Source organism: Pseudomonas sp. KB_15, assembly GCF_052114525.1.
Lineage (GTDB): Bacteria > Pseudomonadota > Gammaproteobacteria > Pseudomonadales > Pseudomonadaceae > Aquipseudomonas.
Genome location: NZ_JBFREX010000057.1, coordinates 20,627 through 45,958, shown reverse-complemented (window position 1 = coordinate 45,958; position 25,332 = coordinate 20,627). Strand labels below are relative to the sequence as shown.

General features: G+C 59.9%; 22 protein-coding genes and 1 pseudogene. 12 read left to right on the top strand and 11 right to left on the bottom strand.

The window, feature by feature from the left end; genetic code table 11:
- The 5 genes from AB4Z35_RS27370 to AB4Z35_RS27350 form a co-directional block, all read left to right on the top strand.
- Positions 1–399, top strand: a 399-nt coding sequence (locus AB4Z35_RS27370) for a TolC family protein (RefSeq protein WP_442100548.1), incomplete at its 5' end; no start/stop codon positions are given.
- Positions 396–1,877 (top strand): efflux RND transporter periplasmic adaptor subunit, encoded by a 1,482-nt coding sequence (locus AB4Z35_RS27365; RefSeq protein ID WP_442100546.1) that lies wholly within the window; start codon positions 396–398, stop codon positions 1,875–1,877. The genes AB4Z35_RS27370 and AB4Z35_RS27365, both read left to right, overlap by 4 nt.
- A complete protein-coding gene (locus tag AB4Z35_RS27360) occupies positions 1,874–5,032 on the top strand; it encodes an efflux RND transporter permease subunit (RefSeq protein WP_442100544.1) in 3,159 nt (1,052 codons plus the stop codon). The genes AB4Z35_RS27365 and AB4Z35_RS27360 overlap by 4 nt, the downstream gene beginning before the upstream one ends.
- Entirely contained in the window at positions 5,029–5,379 is a 351-nt protein-coding gene (locus AB4Z35_RS27355; RefSeq protein WP_442100542.1) for a copper-binding protein, read from the top strand. The genes AB4Z35_RS27360 and AB4Z35_RS27355 overlap by 4 nt, the downstream gene beginning before the upstream one ends.
- A 440-nt stretch (positions 5,380–5,819) precedes the next feature.
- Positions 5,820–6,233 carry a hypothetical protein gene (locus AB4Z35_RS27350; RefSeq protein ID WP_442100540.1) on the top strand — a complete coding sequence of 138 codons (414 nt, stop codon included), beginning with the start codon at positions 5,820–5,822 and terminating at the stop codon, positions 6,231–6,233.
- Positions 6,234–6,704: 471 nt separating this feature from the next.
- Here AB4Z35_RS27350 and AB4Z35_RS27345 read toward each other — a convergent pair whose 3' ends face one another.
- Genes AB4Z35_RS27345 through AB4Z35_RS27335 form a run of 3 tightly spaced genes read right to left on the bottom strand, consistent with a single transcriptional unit; the run spans position 6,705 to position 8,858 of the window.
- Positions 6,705–7,175: an arsenate reductase ArsC gene (locus AB4Z35_RS27345; RefSeq protein ID WP_442100538.1), complete on the bottom strand. Its 471-nt coding sequence runs from the start codon at positions 7,173–7,175 to the stop codon at positions 6,705–6,707.
- 28 nt (positions 7,176–7,203) lie between these two features.
- Positions 7,204–8,487 (bottom strand): arsenic transporter, encoded by a 1,284-nt coding sequence (locus tag AB4Z35_RS27340; protein ID WP_442100537.1) that lies wholly within the window; start codon positions 8,485–8,487, stop codon positions 7,204–7,206.
- Positions 8,488–8,510: 23 nt separating this feature from the next.
- The gene (locus tag AB4Z35_RS27335) at positions 8,511–8,858 is read right to left on the bottom strand and encodes a metalloregulator ArsR/SmtB family transcription factor (protein WP_442100536.1); all 348 of its coding nucleotides are present in this window, start codon (positions 8,856–8,858) and stop codon (positions 8,511–8,513) included.
- A 159-nt stretch (positions 8,859–9,017) separates the two neighbouring features.
- On the opposite strand from AB4Z35_RS27335, the gene AB4Z35_RS27330 reads away from it, so the two are divergent.
- Entirely contained in the window at positions 9,018–9,581 is a 564-nt protein-coding gene (locus AB4Z35_RS27330; protein WP_442100535.1) for a GNAT family N-acetyltransferase, read from the top strand.
- Positions 9,582–9,613: 32 nt separating this feature from the next.
- Here AB4Z35_RS27330 and treR read toward each other — a convergent pair whose 3' ends face one another.
- Entirely contained in the window at positions 9,614–10,318 is a 705-nt protein-coding gene (treR, locus tag AB4Z35_RS27325) for a trehalose operon repressor (RefSeq protein WP_277529434.1), read from the bottom strand.
- 227 nt (positions 10,319–10,545) lie between these two features.
- Here treR and treP point away from each other — a divergent pair, with 227 nt between their 5' ends.
- The 6 genes and pseudogenes from treP to AB4Z35_RS27295 all read left to right on the top strand — a co-directional run.
- A complete protein-coding gene (gene treP / locus AB4Z35_RS27320; protein WP_442100534.1) occupies positions 10,546–11,988 on the top strand; it encodes a PTS system trehalose-specific EIIBC component in 1,443 nt (480 codons plus the stop codon).
- Between the two features lie 117 nt (positions 11,989–12,105).
- Positions 12,106–13,755 carry an alpha,alpha-phosphotrehalase gene (treC, locus tag AB4Z35_RS27315; RefSeq protein WP_442100533.1) on the top strand — a complete coding sequence of 550 codons (1,650 nt, stop codon included), beginning with the start codon at positions 12,106–12,108 and terminating at the stop codon, positions 13,753–13,755.
- A gap of 93 nt (positions 13,756–13,848) precedes the next feature.
- The gene (locus tag AB4Z35_RS27310) at positions 13,849–15,072 is read left to right on the top strand and encodes a maltoporin (RefSeq protein ID WP_442100532.1); all 1,224 of its coding nucleotides are present in this window, start codon (positions 13,849–13,851) and stop codon (positions 15,070–15,072) included.
- 61 nt (positions 15,073–15,133) lie between these two features.
- Positions 15,134–17,668, top strand: coding sequence for a phosphoenolpyruvate--protein phosphotransferase (gene ptsP, locus AB4Z35_RS27305; RefSeq protein ID WP_442100531.1), 2,535 nt, complete (start codon positions 15,134–15,136; stop codon positions 17,666–17,668).
- Between the two features lie 2 nt (positions 17,669–17,670).
- The gene (locus AB4Z35_RS27300; protein WP_008001394.1) at positions 17,671–17,967 is read left to right on the top strand and encodes a PTS transporter subunit EIIB; all 297 of its coding nucleotides are present in this window, start codon (positions 17,671–17,673) and stop codon (positions 17,965–17,967) included.
- Positions 17,968–17,990: 23 nt separating this feature from the next.
- Positions 17,991–18,104, top strand: a pseudogene (locus AB4Z35_RS27295) (aldehyde dehydrogenase family protein); the annotation flags it as partial.
- 27 nt (positions 18,105–18,131) lie between these two features.
- Here the strand turns inward: AB4Z35_RS27295 and AB4Z35_RS27290 are convergent.
- From AB4Z35_RS27290 to AB4Z35_RS27260, 7 genes are all read right to left on the bottom strand, one after another.
- A complete protein-coding gene (locus AB4Z35_RS27290) occupies positions 18,132–19,310 on the bottom strand; it encodes an MFS transporter (protein WP_442100530.1) in 1,179 nt (392 codons plus the stop codon).
- A gap of 162 nt (positions 19,311–19,472) precedes the next feature.
- The gene (locus AB4Z35_RS27285) at positions 19,473–20,822 is read right to left on the bottom strand and encodes an MmgE/PrpD family protein (RefSeq protein WP_442100529.1); all 1,350 of its coding nucleotides are present in this window, start codon (positions 20,820–20,822) and stop codon (positions 19,473–19,475) included.
- Positions 20,819–21,706, bottom strand: a complete 888-nt coding sequence (locus AB4Z35_RS27280) for a polysaccharide deacetylase family protein (RefSeq protein WP_442100528.1) — start codon at positions 21,704–21,706, stop codon at positions 20,819–20,821. The genes AB4Z35_RS27285 and AB4Z35_RS27280 overlap by 4 nt, the downstream gene beginning before the upstream one ends.
- On the bottom strand, positions 21,699–22,547 hold the full coding sequence (locus AB4Z35_RS27275) for a polysaccharide deacetylase family protein (RefSeq protein WP_008001403.1): 849 nt from the start codon (positions 22,545–22,547) through the stop codon (positions 21,699–21,701). Before AB4Z35_RS27275 ends, AB4Z35_RS27280 begins: the two co-directional genes overlap by 8 nt.
- Before the next feature lie 191 nt (positions 22,548–22,738).
- Positions 22,739–23,563, bottom strand: a complete 825-nt coding sequence (locus AB4Z35_RS27270) for an ABC transporter substrate-binding protein (RefSeq protein WP_442100527.1) — start codon at positions 23,561–23,563, stop codon at positions 22,739–22,741.
- A gap of 53 nt (positions 23,564–23,616) precedes the next feature.
- Entirely contained in the window at positions 23,617–24,381 is a 765-nt protein-coding gene (locus AB4Z35_RS27265) for an amino acid ABC transporter ATP-binding protein (protein ID WP_442100526.1), read from the bottom strand.
- A gap of 10 nt (positions 24,382–24,391) precedes the next feature.
- Entirely contained in the window at positions 24,392–25,270 is an 879-nt protein-coding gene (locus AB4Z35_RS27260; RefSeq protein ID WP_277529416.1) for an amino acid ABC transporter permease, read from the bottom strand.
- Between the last annotated feature and the right edge of the window lie 62 nt (positions 25,271–25,332).

Sequence of the window (25,332 nt, the reverse complement as noted above, 5' to 3'; positions counted from 1 at the left end):
GGCAATATGGTCAGCGTGCAATTTTCCTGGGACCTGCCGCTGTTTCCTGACTCTCGTCAAAACCCCAAAATTGCAGCTCAACAGGCTGAACTCAACCAACTTGAGGCCGAGCGTGAGGCCCTGTCACGCGAGCATACCCAGCAACTGGAGAGCGAACTGGCTGACTACGAGCGCCTCAATCGTGCGGTACAGCGAAACCAGGAAAGCCTGTTGCCGCTGGCCAGGGAAAAGGTCGAACTCAGCATGGCCAGTTACCGTGCCGGTAAAGGCGATTTGAGCACCGTGGTTGCCGCCCGACGTGAACTGATCGAGGCCCGCCTCAAACAAGTCGACGTGGAGGAGCAGCGAGCGCTGACCAGCGCGCGACTCTATTTTGCTTATGGGGAGTCCAGCCAATGAACCTTAAATGGAATGGAGCATTGCTGGCCGGCATATCAATGGTATTGGGTGTTGCCGGTGGTTATTGGTTTGCTGATCAGCGGATGGGTACCGCACCTGGTACTGCCCCTGAGCAAAGCCTCAAGTCACCGGACGAACGCAAGGCACTGTATTGGTATGACCCCATGTACCCGCAGCAAAAGTTCGATAAGCCGGGTAAGTCCCCCTTCATGGACATGCAACTGGTCCCCCAGTACGCCAGCGGGGCAGGGGATCATGCGACTGTCAGCATCGATCCAGGCCTCACCCAGAATCTCGGTCTGCGCTTTGCCACAGTCACCCGCGGGATCTTTGATTCCAGCCTCGACGTGACAGGTGTCCTGGCATTCAACGAGCGGGATGTCGCGGTGATCCAGGCACGCACAGCTGGCTTCGTGGAACGGGTCTATGCCCATGCTCCAGGCGATGTGCTCAAAGCCAATGCGGCATTGGCCGATATCCTGGTGCCGGAATGGGCCGCCGCCCAGACAGAGTTTCTTGCCCTGAAGCACAACGGTGATGTTGACCTGTTGGCTGCGGCCCGCCAGCGACTGCGGCTCACAGGGATGCCGGCAACACTGATAACTCAGGTAGAGCGTGGCGGTAAGGTCCAACCCTACCTGACGCTCACCAGCCCCATTGGTGGTGTGCTGCAAGAACTGAATGTACGTGCAGGTATGACGGTGGCGACTGGCGATACTCTGGCACGCGTCAATGGCTTGAGCAATGTCTGGCTGGCCGTGGCCGTTCCAGAATCGGAGGCCGGATCGATCACCGTGGGGCAAGCGGTTGAAGCGCAATTGCCAGCCTTCCCGGGGATAAATCTCAATGGCAAGGTCAGCGCAATTCTGCCAGAGACCAATCCAGACAGCCGTACCCTGCGTGTACGGGTGGAACTGCCCAATCCAGACGGTCGCCTGCGACCGGGTTTGACGGCGCAAGTGCGCTTGACCCGCTCAACCGGGCACAGTGTGTTATGGGTGCCGAGCGAGGCCGTCATCCGTACTGGCCGACGTGCGCTGGTGATGCTTGCCGAAGACGCGGGCCGCTATCGTCCCGTGGAAGTGCAGCCCGGGCAGGAAAGCGATGGCAAGACAGCGATAGTGAAAGGTCTGGATGAAGGCCAGAAAGTGGTGACGTCCGGCCAGTTCCTGCTCGATTCGGAGGCCAGTCTCAAGGGTGTGGTTGCAGGCTCAGGGGAGGAGTCACCTCTCAGTGCAGCAGCCTCCAGTTTGCATGAGGCGGATGGGCAGATCGTCGAGATCAACGACAAAGAAGTCACGCTCGCCCACGGTCCTTTCAAGACGCTGGGCATGCCAGGCATGACGATGACTTTCCCACTCGCCAACCCCGCTCTGATGCAGGGTCTCAAAGCGGGTGACAAGGTTCGGGTCGCGGTGATCCAGACCGACGATGGCTTGCGTGTCGAGCGTCTGGACAAATCGGGGAGCCAGCCATGATCGCAGCCCTGATTCGTTGGTCGGTGGCCAACCGGTTCCTGGTGTTACTGGCGACACTGTTCGTCACCGCGTGGGGCATTTGGTCGGTGCAGAGCACGCCCATTGATGCGCTGCCAGACCTCTCCGACGTGCAGGTGATTATCCGCACCCCTTATGCAGGTCAAGCACCGCAGATCGTCGAGAACCAGGTGACCTATCCGTTGGCCACTACGATGCTCTCGGTACCGGGCGCCAGGACTGTGCGAGGGTATTCCTTCTTCGGTGACAGCTTTGTTTACGTGCTGTTTGAAGACGGCACTGACTTGTATTGGGCCCGCTCGCGGGTGTTGGAGTACCTGAGCCAAATACAAAGTCGGTTGCCGGCCAGCGCCAAACCGGCGTTGGGGCCGGATGCGACGGGAGTGGGCTGGATTTATCAGTACGCGATGGTGGATCGCAGTGGCGGACACGATCTGGCGCAGCTTCGAGCACTTCAGGACTGGTTCCTCAAGTTCGAACTCAAGACTCTGCCCAATGTGGCGGAAGTGGCCACCGTGGGGGGGATGGTCAAGCAGTATCAGGTGCAGTTGGATCCGCTCAAACTGGCCAGCCTCGGCATCACTCAGGGCGAGGTATCCGAGGCGATTGGCAAAGCCAACCAGGAAACCGGTGGTGCCGTGCTGGAAATGGCGGAGAGCGAGTTCATTGTGCGGGCTTCCGGTTACCTGAAGTCGCTCAATGACTTTCGGGCGATCCCGCTCAAGCTCGGTGCGGGCAGCGTGCCAGTGACCCTTGGCGATGTGGCCACGATCCAGTCGGGACCGGAAATGCGGCGTGGCATCAGCGAACTCGACGGCGAAGGTGAGACGGTCGGCGGTGTAGTGATTTTGCGTAGCGGCAAGAACGCTCGCGAGACCATTGCTGCGGTCAAGGCCAAACTTGACGAACTGAAAAGCAGTCTGCCGGCCGGCGTGGAAATCGTCACCACCTACGACCGCAGCAAGCTGATCGACCGCGCCGTGGAAAACCTCAGCCACAAGCTCATCGAGGAGTTCATCGTCGTTGCGTTGGTGTGCGGGATCTTCCTCTGGCACCTGCGCTCATCCCTGGTGGCGATCATCTCCCTGCCTGTGGGTGTGTTGATTGCCTTCATCGTCATGCGTTACCAAGGGATCAACGCCAACATCATGTCCTTGGGCGGGATTGCCATCGCCATCGGCGCCATGGTCGATGCCGCCGTGGTGATGATCGAAAACGCCCACAAGAAGATCGAGGCTTGGCACGTGGCCAATCCAGGAGAGGAACTGAGGGGCGAGCGTCATTGGCATGTAATGACCGAAGCGGCGGCAGAGGTAGGGCCGGCACTGTTCTTCTGTTTGCTGATCATCACCCTGTCGTTCATTCCGGTGTTCACCCTGGAAGCACAAGAGGGGCGGCTGTTCGGTCCACTGGCGTTCACCAAGACCTATGCCATGGCCGCAGCGGCGGGATTGTCAGTGACCTTGGTGCCAGTGCTGATGGGCTACTGGATTCGCGGGCGAATTCCCGGTGAACAACAGAACCCGTTGAACCGGTGGTTGATTCGGATCTATCAGCCAGCCCTGGACGCAGTCTTGCGTCGACCAAAGATCTCGCTGCTGGTGGCGCTGTTGGTGTTTGTCAGTGCGCTATGGCCAATGTCTCGCCTGGGTGGCGAATTTCTCCCCCCGCTGGATGAGGGCGACCTGCTCTACATGCCTTCTGCACTGCCGGGATTGTCGGCGCAGAAAGCGGCGCAACTGCTGCAACAGACCGACCGCTTGATCAAGACCGTTCCAGAGGTCGAACACGTCTTCGGTAAAGCCGGTCGTGCCGAAACCGCCACCGACCCGGCACCGCTGGAAATGTTCGAAACCACGATCCAGTTCAAACCCCACGAGCAATGGCGCCCGGGCATGACCCAGGAAAAACTGGTGGAGGAACTGGATCGCGTGGTGCGCGTTCCCGGTTTGACAAACATCTGGATACCGCCGATTCGAAACCGTATCGACATGCTGGCGACGGGTATAAAGAGCCCGATCGGTGTGAAGGTTGCCGGCAGCAATCTGGCGGAAATAGATGTTGTCACCCAGGCGGTCGAGCGAGTGGCCAAGGACGTGCCCGGTGTCAGTTCGGCGCTGGCCGAGCGGCTGACCGGCGGCCGCTATATCGATGTGGATATCGACCGCAAGGCCGCCGCCCGCTACGGACTGAATATCGCCGATGTGCAGTCCATCGTCGCCGGTGCCCTCGGCGGTGAAAATGTCGGCGAGACCATTGAAGGGCTCGCACGTTTCCCGATCAACGTCCGTTACCCTCGTGAGTGGCGAGACTCGCTCGACGCCCTGGAGCAACTGCCGATCTATACCCCGCTGGGTAGTCAGATCACCCTTGGCACGGTGGCGAAGGTCAAGGTCAGCGACGGTCCGCCGATGCTCAAGAGCGAAAACGCACGACCTTCAGGCTGGGTGTACATCGACGTGCGTGGTCGGGATATTGCCTCGGTGGTTGCCGATCTTCGTCGGGTCGTCAATGAACAGGTCAGGTTGCAACCGGGCATGAGCCTGAGCTACTCAGGGCAGTTCGAGTTTCTCGAAAGGGCCAACGCACGCCTCAAGCTGGTGGTACCGGCCACGCTGTTGATCATCTTCGTGTTGCTCTACCTGACGTTCGCCCGATTCGACGAGGCTTTGCTGATCATGGCCACTCTGCCGTTCGCACTGACTGGCGGGGCATGGTTCCTCTACCTGCTGGGGTTCAACCTGTCGGTGGCCACCGGGGTCGGGTTCATCGCCTTGGCCGGTGTTTCTGCCGAGTTCGGCGTAATCATGCTGCTCTATCTGAAGAACGCCTGGGCCGAGCGTGAAGACCTCGGCGACAGCACTGAGCGCGGGCTGGTGGCGGCGATTCGTGAAGGCGCTGTGCAGCGCGTTCGTCCCAAGGCCATGACCGTGGCCGTGATCATTGCAGGCCTGTTACCCATCCTGTTGGGCAGCGGTACGGGTAGCGAAGTGATGAGCCGCATTGCCGCGCCCATGGTCGGCGGTATGGTCACGGCGCCTTTACTGTCCCTGTTTGTCATTCCGGCAGCCTATCGCTTGATGCGCCGCCGAAACCTCCCAATAGAACCCGTCACCCTTGAAGGAAAAGTCGTATGAAACTGACCCTGATTGCAGTCGCAAGCACCGCTGTTGTGTTGTCGCTTTCTACCTACGCGCAGGGCATGCCAGGAATGAAAATGGAGGGTATGGGCGACATGGAGATGAAGCAGGAATCGAAGCAGGCTCCTGTCGCCAGCGCCGAGGGCACGATCAAGGCGATCGATCCCGCGAAGCATGCGGTGACCCTCGCTCACGGCGCCGTTCCAGCGGTGCAGTGGCCGCCGATGACCATGGCCTTTTCAGTGACGGAAGATCAGCTGAAAGGGCTGAAGGTTGGAGACCATGTATCGTTTTCCTTTCGGCTGGAGGGCGGTAGAGCCACGATTGTGTCCATAAAAAAATGAAGGACTGATGTTGCAAGTGACCGGCACCCATCGTCGTGCCGGTTTTAACCATTCGGGTCAGGTTGAAGTTTTTTGCTCAACCCATGCGTCAGTCCGGATTCTCTTTCGTTGAACTCGGGTTGAAAGCACTTATCTAAAAAAATGTGGGATTATTTCCCACGTAACGATGCCAGCTGGCTCTGAGGGATCGTGCGAAAAACCGCAGTTGCTAGTGATTGCTGCAGATTCATGGCCGTGCCGGTTGGCCGGCCGCTCCAATGGGCGGCCGGGAACTCACTGGATATTGCGTTTGACAGGGAGATGACGACGCAACTCCAAGCGGAGGTGCATCATGCTGCTCAAAAAATGTTTGTTGGCTCTGGCAATCGGCGGAGTCCTGTCGGCATCGACTGTCCTGGTGCCCGATTACATCGGTAGTTTCTCCAGCGTGTATGCCAAAGATGGCGGCGGTGGAGGCGGTGGAGGCGGTGGTGGTCACGGTGGCGGTGGCTCCGGAGGCGGTGGTCACGGTGGTGACGGCGGAGGCGGTCACGGTGGCGGCGACCATGGAGCTGCAGGCCATGACGGTGACGGTCATGGAGGCCCGGGGCGCGGCGACGCTGACCATGGTGGTATGGCCGGGAACAGAGGCCCGGGCAATGCGCATGACAACGACAACGACGCTGACAACGATGCCGCAGATGCCGCAGATGCCGCAGATGCCGCAGATGCCGCCAGGGATGCTGCCAGGGATGCTGCCAGGGCTGATGCAGATGCAGCCCGGGATGCGGCAAAAGCTACTGCCAATGCAGCCAGAGACGCCGCCAGAGCTGAAGCCGATGCAGCCAGGGATGCCGCAAAAGCTGCTGGCGTAGCGGGCGCAGATGCAGCCAGAGATGCGGCCCGCGCCGCTGCAGATGCAGCCAGGGACGCTGCCAAGGCCGATGCAGATGCCGCCAGGGATGCTGCCCGGGCTGCTGCGGATGCAGCCAGGGACGCCGCCAAGGTTGAGGCGAACGACGCCCGAGAGGCTGCCAAAGTCGAGGCGAAAGAAGCCCGAGAGGATGTGGCAGACGCCCCGGACGCCCCGGATTTCGATGCTGTTGAGGTCGAGAACTAGGCCTGTACGTTCGGCAATGAACACGGCAGGCATTCCCGTAGAAAACGTCCCGGGAGCTTGAGGGACGTATCGTAAAGAGTCGCAAGCTCTGAAGCGTCGTGGGGTTTGCGACTTTTTTTCGACATCGTGTCGCGCGGTCCGAAACGAGCAGCAGTGTTAGTTGAATGAGTCTGGCTTCGCCCTGAGCAACCGAATCCGCCCCGGTAGCAGATGACGAGGGCTGCGGTTATAACGTGCTGATGCGGTCGAGTTCCCGCTTCAGCGCATCGCGGTCAAGTTGTGCAAACGGCAGGTCCAGAAATGCCCGGCAGCGCGTTTCGATACGCGTCAGGGTTGAGTGGAACGCCGCCGCTACAGTCGCTTCATCGCCCTTTATATCCGATGGGTCTTCCAGTCCCCAATGCGCTTTCAGTGCCGGCCCGAAGTACAGGGGGCAGGCCTCACCGGCGGCCTTATCGCAGACCGTAATGACGATGTCCGGCGGGTTGGCTTCGAATGCGTCATTGCCTTTGCTGCTCAAGCCGTCGATGGCAATGCCAGCCTCTTGCAACGTGTCCAGGCTACGGGGCAGCACCTGTCCCTTGGGGAAGCTGCCGGCACTGATCGCCTGAAAACCTTCCGGGGCGAGATGGTTGAACATGGCTTCGGACAGGATGCTGCGGCAGCTGTTGGCGGTACACATAAACAGAACGCGCATGGTGACTCCTCTTTGCAGCCGCACAGGGTTAGACGCTCAGGCGCAAGGCCAGGGCAGACAAGGTGATGAGCAGAATCGGCAGCGTCAGAACCACGCCGACCTTGAAGTAGTAACCCCAGGTTATGCGGATGCCCTTGCGCTCCAGAACATGCAGCCAGAGCAGGGTGGCCAGACTGCCGATAGGGGTGATCTTGGGGCCGAGATCAGAGCCGATGACATTGGCGTAGATCATGGCTTCACGTACCACACCAGTGGCGTCACTGGCTTGGATCGACAGTGCGCCCACCAACACCGTGGGCATGTTGTTCATGCCCGATGACAGCAAAGCCGTGAGCAGGCCTGTGCCCAACGCGGCGCCCCAGATGCCGAATTCGGCCATGTGGTTCAGCGCCATTGTCATATAGGCGGTCAGTCCGGCGTTTTTCAGCCCGTACACCACCAGGTACATGCCCAGCGAAAAAATCACGACCTGCCAGGGCGCCTCACGCAGCACCCGTCGCGTTGAAATCACGTGCCCACGCGCAGCCACCGCGAACAGCATCGCGGCACAGAGCGCTGCGATTGCACTGACTGGAATGCCCAAGGGTTCCAGCGCAAACAGCCCGATCAACAACAGCCCCAGAACCATCCAGCCGACTCGAAAGGTCAGAGGGTCTCGCACGGCACGTCGCGGATCCTGCACGTCGTCCAGTGAGTAGTGCCTGGGAATGTCACGCCGGAAAAACCAGTACAGCACCGCGAGAGTGGTCGCCACGGCAACGACATTGACCGGCACCATGATGGACGCGTATTCGCTGAAACCCAGGTCGAAGTAGTCGGCCGAAACGATGTTGACGAGGTTGGACACCACCAGGGGCAAGCTCGCCGTGTCGGCGATAAAGCCGGCCGCCATGACGAACGCCAGGGTAGACGTTGGCGAAAAGCGTAATGCGAGCAGTATGGAAACAACGATGGGGGTCAAAATCAGGGCTGCACCGTCGTTGGCAAACAGAGCGGAAACGCCGGCCCCCAGCAGTATCGTGAATGCGAACAGGCGACGCCCGTCGCCCTTGGCCCAGCGCGCCACATGCAAGGCGGCCCACTGGAAGAAGCCGGCCTCATCGAGCAACAGACTGATGATGATGAGCGAGATGAACGTTGCGGTGGCGTTCCAGACAATGCCCCACACCAGTGGAATATCGTCCAGCGTCACGACGCCAGCAAGCAGTGCCAGAACAGCTCCCAGGGAGGCGCTCCAGCCGACGCCCAGACCCTTGGGTTGCCAGATGACCAACACCATGGTGAGCAGGAAAATGGTAAACGCAGTCAACATGTGGAGTCTCGATGAATGCAGGGTCAGCAGCAGGCGGAAGTGTTCAGTGGACGGTCGCCCATTGCGGCAAGGCGAGTGCTGTTTTGCGCAAGCCAGTCGGCGTTCGCCAGCAACGTTGCCTCCAGAACGTCACGAACCCACGCGGGCAGATCAGGGTTGAGCCGGTAATACACCCATTGCCCTTGGCGGCGGTCGAGAAGCAGGCCGCAGCCGCGAAGCTGTGCAAGATGGCGGGAAATTTTAGGCTGACTGTCGTCCAGGGCGCAGACCAGCTCACAAACACATAACTCGCCTTCACGAGTGATGAGCAAGGTGGCTCGGGCGCGGGTTTCGTCGGACAGGCATTTGAATACGGCGGCAGGATTGAGCATTTGCGTGGCTCGATACATATGGTTATCTGAATATACGTTTATCCATATGTTTTGTGCAAGCCGCTCGGACTCGAGGAAGGGAAGGCTCGGCCCGGCAAGGTTGTTCAGGTATGAGATAAACTTGAGCCATTTCGGCACAAGGCAAAGGAGAGGTTATGAATGGAATCGTTTAACGTTCGCGAGCTGAAAAAGACTGACGCTCAAGCGTTGCTGGCATTCGAAGTCCATAACCGTGAATGGTTCGAATCCCATATTGATCCGCGTGCCCCTTCTTTTTACTCGTTGCAGGGTGTCGCCGATCATATCGAAAGCTATTTGTCCGATTTTGCCATCGGCGCCTGGCACCCGTTTGTCATCGAGGATTCCAGTCAAAGAATCGTGGGGCGAGCCAATCTGAAAAGCATCGACTCATCGACCCGTTCTGCTGAAGTCGGCTATCGAATTGCTCAGAGCGCGTGCGGGCAGGGGCTGGCCACTCTGGTGTTGAGGCATCTGATACAGCAAGCAAAGACGCGCTGGGGACTTGCGCAATTGGTTGCATATGCCTTCAAGGAAAATGTTGGCTCCAGAAAAGTTCTCGATCGTTGCGGATTCCAGCTGGAACAACCCTCCTGTAACGAAAACACGGGGAACGAAGACCGATTTGTGCTGTTGATCCAGAGAAGATCCCCTAGCGATTCCGAGCGTCGGCAGCAGGTCGGTGACACCCCGGTCACTCTGTAAAACAGACGTGTCCCAGGTCGCTACCGATGCTTTCATCGTCTAGCCACATCCGAAAAGTAAAACTTGTCCAGAGTATGCCGCGACTCGGTGTACTCGAACTGCCGGCCGTCCTGCAAAAAGGTCTGGTTGCTGACCACGATCACATGGCTCTGCCCCTCAAGATCAAGGTGCTGCTGGTCGTCCTTGCCTCGCGGTACGGCTTCGATGGTGCGCTGGGCATAGCTGATTTGCAGGTGCAGCGTCTGTTCGATGAAGGCATAGATCGAATGTTCGGCAATTTCGCAATTCAGCCCCGGAATGAGATCGGCGACGAAGTGGTTGATGTCGAGGATGACCCGTTTGCCATCGATTCGACGCACGCGTTTGATCCGCGTGATCAGGCTACCTTCTTCGGCTTTCAGGTGTTCGCGCAAGGCACCTTGCAGGGGGAACTGCTCGAACGCCACCACCTCGGTGCTGACATCATTGCCCAGCCTTGGGTGGGTTTCCTGGAAACTGACGATACCGCCGAGCTGGAATTCGATCGGACTGGGCGACAGCACGAAGGTGCCTTTACCGTGAATTTTTTGCGCGAAGCCGCGTTCCTGAAGCAGTTCTATGGCTTTGCGCACAGTACCGCGACTGGCTTGGTAGCTGTCCATCAATTCGGTTTCGGAAGGCAGTCGGGCGCCGCGTTCCAGTCGTTCGGTGGTGATACTGGTAAGCAGATCGCTGTAGATCTGGTTGTATTTGCTCATGGGAATGGCTGCGTTGTGCTCAAGGCAGGAACCTTAGGGAACGCGTGAGGGTTTGTCTATTGCACAAATGGCGGGGCGGTCGTGGCTGTCGCAAATATCGCCGCTGGACGAGTCATCGATAAATAAACCCAAACTCGTCTGTACGAGTTGTTGCTTTAACTCGTACAGACGAGTATTTTTCGCTTCAGTGTGCTGCCAAACAACAAAAAACACAGTGGATGAAAAGCATGAGCCATGACTACGCGACTATCGCCAGCGAGCTGCTTCATAGCCTCGGTGGTGCTGACAACCTTGAACAGGCCGCACATTGCGTCACGCGACTGCGCCTGGCCCTCAAAGACCCGCAGCGGGTCGACAGTACGACGCTGAATCAGATCGACCTGGTCAAAGGCTCGTTCTTCACGGGCGGCCTGTTTCAGGTGGTCATCGGTCCCGGCGAAGTCGAGAAGGTTTACGCCGCGCTGCGCCAGCAGACAGGGCTTGCTGCGTCGACCATCGCCGACGTGAAACAAAAGGGCGTCGATAAAACCAATGCCATGCAGCGTCTGGTGCGGGTGTTCTCCGATGTGTTCATGCCGATTCTGCCGGCGCTGATCATTGCCGGCCTGCTGATGGGGGTGAACAACCTGATCGGCGCCAAAGGCATGTTCATTGCCGGCAAGACCCTGCTTGAGGCCTACCCGACGCTGGACGGTGTCTGGAGCTTGATCAATCTGATGGCCAACACCTCGTTCGTGTTCCTCCCGGCGCTGGTCGGCTGGTCGGCAGCCAAGCGTTTTGGCGGCAGTGAAATCCTTGGCATCGTGCTGGGTCTGATGCTGGTTCACCCGGACCTGCTCAACGCCTGGAACTACGGCAAGGCGGTGGCCGGGCTGGACGGCCAGAGCCTGCCGTACTTCGATATTTTTGGCTGGTTCAAGATCGAGAAGGTCGGCTACCAAGGTCAGATTCTGCCGATCCTGATGGCCGCCTACGTCATGAGCGTCATTGAAAAATGGCTGCGGGCGCGGGTACCCAATGCCATTCAACTGCTGGTGGTGCCAATTACCACGATCGTCGTGACCGGGGTGTTGGCGCTGGCCGTGATCGGTCCGGTGACCCGTCACCTGGGGATTCTGATCACCGAAGGCGTGGTGACCTTGTTTGACCTGGCGCCGATGGTCGGCGGGGCGATTTTCGGTCTGCTGTATGCGCCGCTGGTGATTACCGGCATGCACCACATGTTTCTTGCGGTCGATTTGCAGCTTATTTCCACCCAGGGCGGCACCTTCATCTGGCCGATGATCGTCATGTCCAACCTCGCACAAGGCAGCGCGGCACTCGGGGTGTTCTACATGACCCGCAGTGCGCGGGATAAAAGCATGGCCTCGACCTCAGCGATTTCCGCCTATTTCGGCATCACCGAACCGGCCATGTTCGGCGTCAACCTGCGCTACAAGTTTCCGTTCTACGCAGCGTTGATCGGATCGGCGCTGGGCTGCATGTTCCTGTCGCTGAACAAGGTTCAGGCCTCGGCGATCGGTGTCGGTGGCTTGCCCGGTTTCATCTCGATCATTCCGCAGTTCATTCCGATGTTCGTGGTCGGGATGGTCATCGCCATGGTCGTGCCGTTCGTTTTGACCTGTGGCTTGAGCATGAAGATTGTCCGGCCTGGATATCGAGTCGCCTGACAGATCGCTATCGCGAGCAAGCTCGCTCCCACATTGGAACGCGATCAACTGTGGGAGCGGGCTTGCCCGCGATGAGGCCCGCAAGGCCGATACAAAACTTACTGAAGGAACTCAGTCATGCAAGACTGGCAACGCTCGGTGATCTACCAGATCTACCCGAAGAGTTTTCACAGCCACGCCGGCAACCCCACGGGCGATCTGCTCGGGGTGGTGGCCAAGCTCGATTACCTGCAATGGCTGGGTGTGGATTGTCTGTGGATCACCCCGTTCCTGCGTTCGCCCCAGCGCGACAATGGCTACGACATCAGCGACTACTACGCCATCGACCCGAGCTACGGGACCATGGCTGACTGCGAGTTGCTGATCGCCGAGGCCGGCAGGCGGGGTATCAAGCTGATGCTCGATATCGTGGTCAACCACACTTCCGTCGAGCACACCTGGTTTCAGCAGGCGCGCAGCAGCCTTGATAACCCGTACCGTGACTTCTACATCTGGCGCGATCAGCCGAACAACTGGGAATCCAAGTTCGGTGGTTCGGCCTGGGAGTTCGAGGCGCAAACCGGTCAGTACTACCTGCACCTGTTCGACCACACTCAAGCCGACCTGAACTGGGATAATCCGCAGGTGCGCGCTGAAGTCTTCAAGATGATGCGCTTCTGGCGTGACAAGGGCGTGGGCGGTTTCCGCCTGGACGTGATCAACCTGATCTCCAAGCCAGCAGATTTTCCCGAGGACCACACCGATGGCCGGCGTTTCTACACCGACGGCCCGAACGTGCACGACTACTTGCAGGAAATGCATCGCGAAGTCTTCGAAGGCCATGACCTGATCAACGTCGGCGAGATGTCTTCCACCAGCCTTGAGCATTGCATTCGTTACTCGCGGCCTGACTCGAAAGAGCTGTCTATGACCTTCAACTTTCATCACCTGAAGGTTGATTACCCGAACCTGCAGAAGTGGGTTCGCGCTGACTTCGACTTCCTCGAGCTCAAGTGCATCCTTTCCGACTGGCAGACCGGCATGCAGGCCGGTGGCGGCTGGAATGCGCTGTTCTGGTGTAACCACGATCAGCCGCGAGTGGTTTCGCGGTTTGGTGATGACGGCGAACACCGCGTGGTGTCGGCGAAGATGCTCGGCACCGCGCTGCATTTTCTTCAGGGCACGCCGTTCATCTATCAGGGTGAAGAGTTGGGCATGACCAACCCGGGCTTTGAGAGCATCGAGCAGTATCGCGATGTCGAGACGCTGAACATCTTCCGGCTCAAGCGTGATGCCGGTGAGTCCGAGACTGAAAGCATGGCGGCGATCATGCAGAAGTCCCGGGATAACGGCCGCACACCGATGCACTGGAATGATCAAGCCCACGCCGGTTTCAGCAGCATCGAACCCTGGATCGGCGTGCCGGAGAACGCGGCGCAGATCAACGTCGAGCAACAGTTCAACGACCCGGCCTCGGTGCTGTATCACTACCGTGAACTGATCGCCTTGCGTCGTAGCGAGCCGCTGATCCAGGACGGTGTCTATCGCCAGCTCTTGCCCGAACACACGCAAGTCTGGGCTTACCTGCGCGAAGGTAAAGGTGAGCGTTTACTGGTGGTGAACAACTTCTATGCCGCGGCGTGTGAAGTTGAATTGCCCGAAGAGGTGATCACTGACGCGATGGGGCAACGCTTGGTGATCAGCAACTACGGGGACTGTCCAACCCGCAATCGGCAGCTGTTCCTGCGGCCTTACGAGTCGTTCGTCCTGCACCTGACCGACCACTAAAAAACGATCTTCAAACAACTCGCAGAGCACTGCGTGGGTTTTCTTGCGCGCAGGTTTTACCGGATGAGCACAATAAAAATAATGAGGCGGCTCTTGAAAACCACAATTAATCGCAAACTTGCAGCATCGTGCGCATGCCTGATGTTGCCGTTCTCGGCACAGGCTTTGGAGTTCGCCGGTTACTTGCGTAGCGGCGTCGGGACCTCGGTCAACAGCGGTCCTCAGCAGTGTTTTCAACTGCAGGGTGCCCAGTCGAAATACCGCTTGGGCAACGAATGCGAGCAGTACGCCGAGCTGGAGTTGCGTCAGGACCTGTACACCCTGGACGACGGCTCGGTGCTGAGCGTCGACGGCATGGCTTCGTTGTACAACCAGTACGACAAAGACCTGACGTTCAACGGTGATAACGGCTCGGTGCGCATGCCGCAGATGTATGCACAATGGTCGAACCTGCCGAGTCTCAATGGTGGTTCGTTGTGGGCCGGGCGGCGTTACTACAAACGAAACGACATCCATATTTCCGACTTCTACTACTGGAACCAGAGCGCCACGGGTGGTGGTATCGAGGATGTGAAGATCGGTGACCTGAAATACAGCTACGCCTTTTCGCGCAAGGACAACCTGTACCAGAAGGATTATGTCACCCGGCAGGATTTCAACGTCGCAGGTTTTCAGACCAACCCGGGGGGTGAATTGGAGTTTGGCCTGAGTTACATCGAAAAACCTGACCGCAGCGATGCGCACGCAGGTTGGGCAATCACCGCCCAGCATGTGCAGAAAAACTTCCTCGGCGGTAAGAACAAACTGGCGCTGCAATACGGCGAAGGGCCCGGCACTGGGTTGGGTTACACCGGCGATGTGGGCCTGGACGACAGCAACAAGAGCTACCGGCTGGTGGAGTTCTTCGACTGGCAAGTGACACCGCGTTTTGGTGGCCAGCTCGAAGCGGTCTATCAGAAGGATATCCGCCCGGACGGTAACGGCCAGAGCTGGATTTCCCTGGGCGTTCGCCCGGCTTACGCGATCACCGATCAATTCAAGTTGGTGACTGAACTGGGACACGATCAGGTCGAGGCCCCAGGAGGAACGCGCAAGTTGAATAAATTCTCCTTTGTTCCGACCTGGTCGCCAAAGGGCCCGGGGTTCTGGGAACGTCCCGAGGTGCGTTTGTACTACACCTATGCCAGTTGGAACGAAGCGGCCAAACGTGCGGCCAATGAACTGGCACAAGGTTCAGCGTTGTCCGATACCGGCGCGTTCGGCACGGCGCTGCATGGTGCGAACGTCGGATTGCAAGTCGAGTACTGGTGGAAATAAGCGATGCTGTCGGAGCTCGCGCTCCATCGGCACTTCAAAGAACAAAACCGCAGGTGAAGTCATGACCATAACCCAACCATTGCAATTGCTGGCGCCGCTGTCCGGGGTGCTGGTGCCACTTGATCACGTGCCGGATCCGGTGTTCGCCAGCCGGGTGATCGGCGACGGCCTGTGCATCGATCCGACCTCGCAGACCCTTTGCGCGCCGTTGGCCGGCGTGATCAGCAACCTTCAACACAGTGGTCATGCGATCAGCATCACCGATGACAGCGGCGTACAGGTGTTGCTGCACATTGGTCTGGACACCGTGAACCTGGCGGGTAAGGGGTTCAACGCCTTGGTCGGGCAGGGCCAGCGTGTCGAGGCCGGACAGCCGTTGATCGAGTTCGATGCCGACTATGTAGCCCTGCATGCCCGCAGCCTGTTGACCTTGATGCTGTTGGTCAGTGGCGAGCCCTTCAGCCTGCTGACACCTGACAATGGTCTGGTGGCGTGTGCACAGCCCGTGTTGCGTCTGAGCCTCGGCGATCCGCGTTCCAGCGTTGCGCAGGAGGAGGGCGAAGCGCTGTTCTCCAAACCGGTCCACCTGCCCAACGCCAATGGTCTGCACGCGCGGCCGGCGGCGATCTTTGCGCAGGCGGCGAAAGGTTTTGCGGCAAGCATTTGCCTGCACAAGCAGCAGGACAGCGCAAACGCCAAGTCCCTGGTGGCGATCATGGCGTTGCAGACGGTTCACGGCGATGCGCTGCAGGTCAGTGCGGTGGGCGAAGATGCCGAATTGGCAATCAGCACATTGGCCCAACTACTGGCGGATGGCTGCGGTGAGGCCGTGACTGCGGTGGCGGTCGTAGCGCCGGTGGTTCAGGCGCAGGAGGTGTCGACGAAGCTGTTGCGCGGTGTCTGTGCTTCGGCGGGTTCGGCCTTTGGGCAGGTGGTGCAGGTAGCTGAGCGCACCCTGGAGGTGCCTGAGTTTGCCGCGGATCAACGCGCGGAGCGCGAGTCCCTGGAGCATGCGCTGACCCGCGCGACGCAGGCGCTGCAACACTTGCGCGACAACGCGAAAGGCAAGGCGCAGGAGGATATTTTCAAGGCACATCAGGAGTTACTGGAAGACCCGAGTCTGCTGGAGCAAGCCCAGGCCCTGGTTGCTGAAGGCAAGAGCGCGGCGTTTGCCTGGAACAGTGCCACTCAAGCCACCGCTACGCTGTTCAAGTCGCTGGGCAACACCTTGTTGGCCGAGCGGGCGTTGGACCTGATGGATGTCGGCCAGCGCGTGCTCAAGCTGATTCTCGGGGTGCCGGACGGTATCCGGGAGTTGCCGGACCAGGCGATTTTGATTGCCGAACAACTGACACCGTCGCAGACCGCTGCCCTGGATACCGACAAGGTGTTGGGGTTCGCCACTGTGGGCGGCGGTGCGACCAGCCATGTGGCGATACTCGCCCAGGCCTTGGGTTTGCCGGCGGTCTGTGGTTTACCGGTGCAGGTGCTGTCGCTGGCCAGCGGAACCCGAGTGCTGCTTGATGCGGACAAGGGTGAGTTGCACCTGGACCCTGATCTGTCGGCTATCGAACAGTTGCACGGCAAACGTCAGCAGCAACGGCAACGACATCAGCGCGAACTCGAGCAGGCTTCGCTGGCGGCCTGTACCCGTGACGGCCATCATTTCGAGGTGACGGCCAACGTTGCCTCGCTGCTTGAGGTCGAGCAGGCGATGACGCTAGGCGGCGAGGGTGTCGGTCTGCTGCGTTCGGAGTTTCTTTATCTGGAGCGCAACAACGCGCCCAGCCATGACGAGCAAGCGGTCACTTACAGCGCCATTGCCCGGGCCCTTGGGCCAGAGCGCAATCTGGTGGTGCGCACGCTGGATGTGGGCGGCGACAAACCGCTGGCCTACGTGCCAATGGACAGCGAGGCCAATCCGTTTCTGGGCATGCGCGGAATTCGCTTGTGCCTGGAGCGTCCGCAGCTGTTGCGCGAGCAGTTCCGGGCAATTCTGAGCAGCGCCGGTCTGGCCCGTCTGCACATCATGCTGCCGTTGGTCAGCCAGTTGTCGGAGCTGCGCCTGGCGCGGCAGATGCTGGAAGAAGAGGCGCTGGCGCTCGGGCTCAAGGCGCTGCCGAAACTGGGCATCATGATCGAAGTCCCGTCCGCGGCATTGATGGCGGATCTGTTTGCCCCCGAGGTGGACTTCTTCTCCATTGGCACCAACGACCTGACCCAATACACCCTGGCCATGGACCGCGATCACCCACGTCTGGCCAGCCAAGCCGACAGTTTTCACCCCTCGGTACTGCGTCTGATCGCCAGCACCGTGAAGGCCGCCCATGCCCATGGCAAGTGGGTCGGGGTGTGTGGCGCGCTGGCTTCGGAGACTCTGGCGGTGCCGCTGTTGCTGGGGCTTGGGGTGGATGAACTGTCGGTCAGCGTGCCGCTGATTCCGGCGATCAAGACCGCGATTCGCGAGGTCGAGCTCAGCGACTGTAAGGCAGTCGCGCATCAGGTACTTGGGCTGGAGAGTGCAGAGCAGGTCCGCGAGGCCTTGTCTTTGCAGCAGCAGGCGATGGTCGAAACTTCACAGGTGTTGGAGAACTGAACATGTTCGAGAAAATGCAACGGGCGTTCTGGAGGGCATTGACCCCGGATCTGCTGGTGGATGAGCCGAAGGTGGCTGCCCTGCTTTCTACGGACCTGCCGTCGAGCGTGGTCGCCGCGCTGGGTGGGCTGGATAACCTGGCGTCGCAACAGCGCATTGCGATAACGCGAGTGCGGGTCCGGTTGCGTGATGTAACCCGACTGGACGAACAGGCCTTGCGTGCGGCGGGTGTGCCGGGGGTGATGGTGCTGGCGGATGGCGTGGTGCACGTATTGACCCGGTGCCCAAGGCGGGACTGACGGTCTGCGCGTGATCCGCGCAGGGTTCGCTGTCGTTCAACGGCCAGCGTTGTACCGCCTTGAAGATCCTCTTTGTGCACGAGCAGGTCGTCGACAGCTTTCTGGAGAAATTCAACCACAGGCTCGTGCCACTGAAAGGTTCATATTAATGCGGTTCCAGCGCATTATTTTTGCACTATAGCCACCCGACGACCGCTCATGAAGCACAGGAACCCACCCATCGCGGTCAGTGTGCTCAAGGCATAGAACATCGTGGGCGCGGGGGTGTGCATCAATAGAAAGCCACAAATCACCGGGCTCAGGGCGCCACCGAGGGCCGCCAGGTTCTGGGCTCCGTAATAGCTGCCGCGCAGCTCTTCCGGGGCCAGGGTGTCGACGAAGAGGAATTCGGCCGGGTAAATGATCATTTCACCGAGGGTGAAGATGAACATCGCCACGCACCAACTCACCATGCTGCCGGCCAGGCTGAAGCCGATCAGGCCAAGGATGAACAGGCTGGTGCCCGCGGCAATCCAGTAGCGCAGCTTCTCGCGATTGAGGAACCGGCCGATCTGGTACTGCAGCAGGATCACGCTGATGGCGTTGCAGGCGAGCAGGGCGGCCATGATTTCCAGGGCGCGTTTGGAATCGTGGGTCACCAGCAGGTATTGCGACAAGTAGAGGGTGTAGCGCCCGTGCACCACGGTGCTKAGCAGGCAGCCGCAAGTGAACATGATCAGGGTACGGTCGTTTTTCAGGGTGACCAGGGTTTTCAGGAAACTCTGGGGTTGCCCAATGGCGGGTGTCTGCGCCGAATCCCTGGGAATGCCTATCATCAGGAAGATGCTGAAGAACGCGATGCCACCGGCAATCAGGAACGGTGCGATCGGATAGACCCCGGAAATCACCACGCCGAGCATGGGACCTGTGGCATAGCCGATGTTGGTCAGCGTGTAGCGCAGGGAAAACGCCTTGGCCCGCTGGCCCATGGGCAGGTTTTCGCTGAGGATCGCTTTGGAACCGATGAGGAACAGCGCTGACGCGGTCTCGGTAATCACTAGGGTGGCGGTGGTCAGGTAGAGGTTTTCGGCAAAGGTCAGCAGCACGAAGCCGATAGCGCTGGAGAGCATCGCCAGGATCAGCAGCCGGCGCTTTTCCAGGCGGTCGATGATATAGCCGCCATAAAGCGCCAGCAGGGTGGCGATGAACACCGCGATACCGAGCAGCAAGCCAACGTCCTGTTGGTTGAGGCCCAGCTTGTTGCTCAGGAATAGCGTGAGCAAGGGGCTGGTGATGGCGCGGCTGACCACGATGGTCAGTGAAACGATCATCAAGCGGCGGATAACGAGCGAGTAAGTGGCCACGGTGGTGCAAATATCCTTATTCAGATTGTTGGTGTTTGCCGCAATATCGCGTCGCTGCCATCGCGGGCAAGCCCGCTCCCACAAAAGCGCCGCAGTACCTGTGGGAGCGGGCTTGCTCCGGGCGGCGTTCCGACGAAATGGCCGGCACAAGTAACGCAATACTCAAGTCAACCACCGATCCAGAGTACGAACCGATTCCAATTCTTCAATCCGCCACAACTGCCCGAGCAGTTCCTCAACCCGCTCCCGGGACATGACCCGCATCGCCAAACTGAAGAACTTCTCCTCCAGCGCCACATCACTCAGCGGATTACCCGGCGCGCCCAACGGCACTTCGACGCACAGGCTCGCTTGCCGACCGTCCACGGTCCGCAGTGTCACCACGGGCTCGCCATCCTCGGACAGTAGCGGGTCCACTTCAAGGCGAATGCGTGACATCCACTGGACAATGCGTGGATCGTTGCGCGCTTCATCGTCATAGGCCTGCAATCGACAGTGGCCATGTACCAGCCGTGCCGCCAGTGCATACGCCAGGCTCATCTGCGCCGCCGCGAGGGTGCCGACATCCTGGCCGCCACACATGTCCTTGAGAAAACTGCACAGCGAAACCTGTATGTCTTCGACCTGATCGACTGGCACATTCAATTGGTCGAGCAAAAGCCCCAACGCATCGATGGCCGAATGCGTGCCGCGACACGAGGCGTAGGGCTTGATCGAGCAGCGGGCGAGTTTCCATACGGCGCCGAGATCGGCATCCAGTGCTTCGGGGGTTGAGTTGGCGCTGGCAAGTGTCTGCAAAAAGCCGCCCCAGACATCCTCGAACAACTTTGTTGGACCACTGATGCCCTGCTGCGCAAACCGCACCGCCAGCAACCCCCCTTCGGCGGCCCGGCCACTGTGCAGTTTTTTACTTTGCGAGCCGTCGTGGATGAAAGCCCACAAGCCACCGCTGAAGCTGCCGGCGATGCCCAGTGCCGACAAGGTTTGCCCGGCATTCAATCGAAAAATCCGTGCACTGGCGGCTGCCGCGCCGAACACCCCGCAGGTCGCCGTGGAGTGCCAGCCAGCGCCGTTATGGGCTGAGTAGCCGCCGCAGGCTTCGAGTACCCGGCGCCCGACTTCGTAACCGATCACCACGGCCGTGATGAACTCGCGGCCGCTCACCGGTTGCCCGGCCATCGACACCGCCGCCATGACCGCCGGCAGCACTACGGCGCCGGAGTGATCGCAGCCACCGGTGTCGTCCAGTTCCAGGGCATGGGCGGCGATGCCGTTGAGCATGGCTGCCTGGGTGGCGCTGACCCGCTGGCGAGTGCTCCAGACCAAGGTGTCGCCCGTTTCGTCTTCGAATACCTGCCGAGCCGTTTTCGCGACTTCGCTGTCTGCCCCGGCCAGGGTCGCGCCGAAAGTATCGAGGATGTGGCGCTTGGCTTGTTCCACCAGTGCGGGCGGCAGGTCCTCGAACCGCGTATCCACGCAAAATTTCGCCAGTCGTTGCATGCGCTCTGTCATAGCACGTAGTCCCTGTAATGCCGCTCATACACCGACGCCGGATGATCTTCAGTGATCGGCGCTGCGGATTCCGCCCACCACTGGGCGACATCAGCACCGGTAGCGATCCATACGTCATCGTGCTGCAAAATCCCTTCGAGCAACTCACGCAACACACCAATGCGCCCCGGTGTAGCGATGATTTCCGGATGCAGGCGCAACACGTAGCACAGGCCGAAGCGATGAAACCCGGCGAAGTCCATTTGCAGGTTGCCCAGGGTGTGGCTGTAGGATGCGATCCGCGATTGCGCCGGCGGCACCGCCGGGCTGAGATTGAAGGCGAAGTAGGGTTCGTCCTCCAGCTCATAATGCAGGGGCAACTCGATTACGTCGGGCGCGGTCGGGTGAGCGAACGGCAAATCATCACCACGCCAGGACGACGACCAGCGAATGCCTTGATCCCTCAACGCCTCGATGAAGCCCGCTGCACCGTTGCCGGCGGGGATGCGCAAACCGGTGGGACGCTGACCGGTCAGCGCCGTCAACGCCGCGTATCCTTTGGCGATATCGGCGCTCTGCGCAGCGAGGTCGAGGCTGTCGTAGTTCTGATGGTGATACCCGGCGCAGGCAATCTCATGCCCGCCCGCCTGGATCGCACGGATATGCTCGGGGTTTTCCTCGGCGACGATACCGGGTACGAACCAGCTGCTGGAAACACCGAGTTCCTTGAACAAAGCGAGCAAACGCTCGACGCCGCGTTGGGTGCCGTAGCGCCAGACCGACAGGGTCTTGTCGCGTCCGGCGACTTCCGGGGCCTGGGTGAGAATGCCGTGGATGTCGTTGTAGTCGACGGTCAGTACCACGGCGCAGCGGTAGCCCTTGGGCCAGACAGTGGAATCAACCATGGTGATGTTCCTTCAGCCACCACTGGGCGACGTCGCGGCAGGTGGCGAACCAGACGTCGTCGCGTTGGCGCATGTGTTCGAAGAGTTTTTCCAGCAACAGGATGCGTCCTGGTTTGCCGGTGATCTTGGGGTGGAACAGGGTGGTCAGGCACAGCCCTTCATCCATGGCGCCGTCGTATTCGCGGCACCAGTTGTCCAGGGTCAGGGCGTAGCTGGCGGTGCGGTCCAGCCCCGAAGGGAAGTCCGGTGCGCGGGTATAGGCGATGGAGGCGTAGTCGTCCATTTCCCAGCGACCGGGGATTTCCACCAGCGGCGTGGCGTGGCCCGGTACATTCACCAGGTACGGCCGGTCATCGCCGCGCATGCTGCTGGAGTAAGTCACGCCGGCCTCCACCAGCATCGCCGGGGTTTCGGCCCGCCAGTCGCCGGACGGCGTGCGGAAACCTTCGGCGCGGATGTGCAGGTGCTTCCAGAACACCTCGCGGGACCGCTTCATCACGTCCTTTTGCTGTTCCAGCGTCAGGGCGTAGAAGGATTCGTGTTTGTAGCCGTGATAAGCCACCTCATGCCCGCGTTCGACAATCGCCTGACACTGTTTCGGCCAGTTCTCCACGACCCAGGCCGGGACAAAGAACGTCGTCGGCAGACGGAATTCGTCGAGCAGATCGAGAATCCGTGGCAGCGCCCGGTACGGGCCATAACCGCCGAAGCCGAAATACTCGGGCTTGCGCCAGATCGAGCCGTTGAGCATGGCATCGCCGGTGGGGCCGTCGAGGTCGAAGGCCAGGGCCAGACAGGCTTTGTGCCGGCCGGGCCAGGTGGGTTGGGGGGAGGAGGACATCGTTGGTACTCCATTAAACTATTGGCATAACCCGTGTAGCAGCTGCCGAGCCCGCGAGGCTGCGTTCGGCTGCGAAGCAGTCGTAAATCCTGACTACGCGGTCTGTCAGACAAACCGTGTGCGCCGGGATTGCGAGGACTTCGTCCTCGGACGCAGCCTCGCAGGCTCGGCAGCTGCTACAGGTCAGTGTGTTATTTGCCGGCGTTGACGGTCACCGTCTTGATCGCTCCCAGTTCCAGATCCCACTTCTTCAGGATCGCCTGGTAACTGCCGTCGTCGATCATGCTCTGCAGCGCAACCTTCACCGCTTCGCTGAGCTCAGGTTTTTTCTTGCTCACGCCCATCCCGGTGTACTGCTCGGAGATCGGCAGGCCCACGGTTTTGTACATATCCTTTTCCTGCGTCTTGAGGTAGGGCAGGGTTTCGCTGCCCTGCATGGCCGCGTCGATGCGGCTCTGGCGCAGTTGCGCACGGGCATCGGCCGAGCCTTCGGTGCCGATCACATTGATCGCAGGCTTGCCGGCGGCTTCACAGTTGACCTTGCTCCACTCGGCGATTTCCGCCGGGAAGGTGGTGCGGCGGCTGGTGCCGACTTTCTTGCCGCACAGGTCGATGATCTCGTGGGTGTCCTTGTTTTTCTGCAGGGTGTAGAACTGCGGGCCGCTGGTGAAGTAGTCGACGAAGGTCACACTGGCCTGACGTTCGGCGGTGTCGGTCATGCCCGACAGCACCATGTCCACGCGGTCGGTGGTCAGGGCGTTGATCATTTGCTCGAAACCGGTTTCCTGCCATTTGATCTTCACACCCAGACGTTCGGCCAGGGCGTTGCCCAGGTCATAGTCCAGACCGGTGAGGGTATTGGTGGCCGGGTCCTTGAAATCCATCGGCGGGTAGTTCGGCATGATCGCTACGACGATCTCGCCCTTGGCCTTGATGCTGGCCGGCAATTCGGCAGCGAAGGTGAAGCCGGATGCCATAACGCCGGCGAGTACTGCTGGGATAACGAGTTTCTTCATGGTCGTTCTCTTATGAGTGTTGTGAGGCAGCTCTTGATTTGCGAGCCAGGCCCTTAGATTCGAACGGCAGAAATGAAGCTTTGGGTGCGAGGGTTTTGCGGACTTATTAGTATTTCTTCGGGGCTTCCAGCCTCCACGATCTGCCCGCCGTCCATGAACACCATGCGGTTGGAAACCTCGCGAGCGAAGCCCAGTTCATGGGTGACGACGATCATGGTCATGCCGGTCTGCGCCAGATCGCGCATCACCGACAGCACCTCACCGACCAGTTCCGGGTCGAGTGCCGAAGTGGGTTCATCGAACAGCATCAGCTTGGGGCGCATGGCCAATGCACGAGCAATGGCGACGCGTTGCTGTTGACCACCCGACAGCTCGATCGGGTAGCTGTTGCGTTTGTCGGCCAGGCCGACGCGGGCGAGCAGTTCCACGGCTTCTTCGTGCGCCTCTTTGGGCGAACGCTTGAGCACCTGGCACGGCCCTTCGATGATGTTTTGCAGCACGGTCATGTGCGGGAACAGGTTGAAACGCTGGAACACCATGCCGGTGGACAGGCGCTGGCGGGCGATCTGTGTCTCGTTGAGCTCGTGCAGTTTGTTGCCGACGATCCGGTAGCCCACCAGCTCGCCGTCGACCCACAGGCCGCCCTTGTCGATCTTTTCCAGCTGGTTGACGCAGCGCAGCAAGGTGCTTTTGCCGGAGCCCGACGGGCCGATGATGCACAGCACTTCGCCTTGCTCGACTTCGATGTTGATGTCCTTGAGTGCGTGGAATTGGTCGTAATACTTGTTCAGGCTCACGGCCTTGACGATGCTTCTCATGTGCGGCTCCTCAGGAACGCTTGCCGGCGCCGCGGGCGAAACGACGCTCCAGGCGGCTTTGACCAAAGGACAGGACCGTGACGGTGGCCAGGTACCAGATACCGGCGACGATCAGCAGCTCCATCACGCGGGCGTTGGCGTAGTAGATGTTCTGTGCGTTGTAGAGCAGTTCCGAGTACTGAATGACGCTCGCCAGCGAGGTCATTTTCACCATGCCGATGAACTCGTTGCCCACTGGTGGAATGATGATGCGCATGGCCTGCGGCAGGATGATTCGGCGCAGCGCTTGCAGGCGCGGCATGCCGATCGACTTGGCGGCTTCATACTGCCCGGTGTCCACCGAGAGCAGGCCGGCACGCACCACTTCGGCGGTGTAGGCACCCTGGTTGATGCTCAAGCCAAGCAGGGCGGCCACGAACGGGGTCATCAGGCTCACGGTGTCCATTTCGAACAGGCCGGGGATGCCGATGGTGGGGAAGATCAGCGCCAGGTTGAACCACAACAGCAGTTGCAGAATCAGCGGCGTACCGCGAAACAGCCAGGTGTAGGTCAGCGCCACATAGCGCAGGATCGGGTTGGCCGACATGCGCATGATCGCAGTGATCACGCCGAACACAATGCCCAGTGCCATCGCCAGCACCGCCATGACGATGGTGTTGAGCAAGCCCCACATGATCGCCTGGGAGGTGAGGAACTGGCCGATGTACGACCATTCGATCTTGCCTTCGGCGAATGCGCGTACCAGGCCGATGATGGCTACGACGATCACCGTGGCGAAGAAAATCCGCCCGTAGTAACGCCGGGGCACATGATCGTATTGGGTGATGTCGAACTGGTTTTCCGCCAGTTTGCGCTCCGCCTGGAGTCGTTCTGCCTGTGTCTGGCTCATGTTGGTTCTCCGTACACTGGTATTTCAGGTCAAACACAATCCTTGATGGTGTGTCAGTCGAC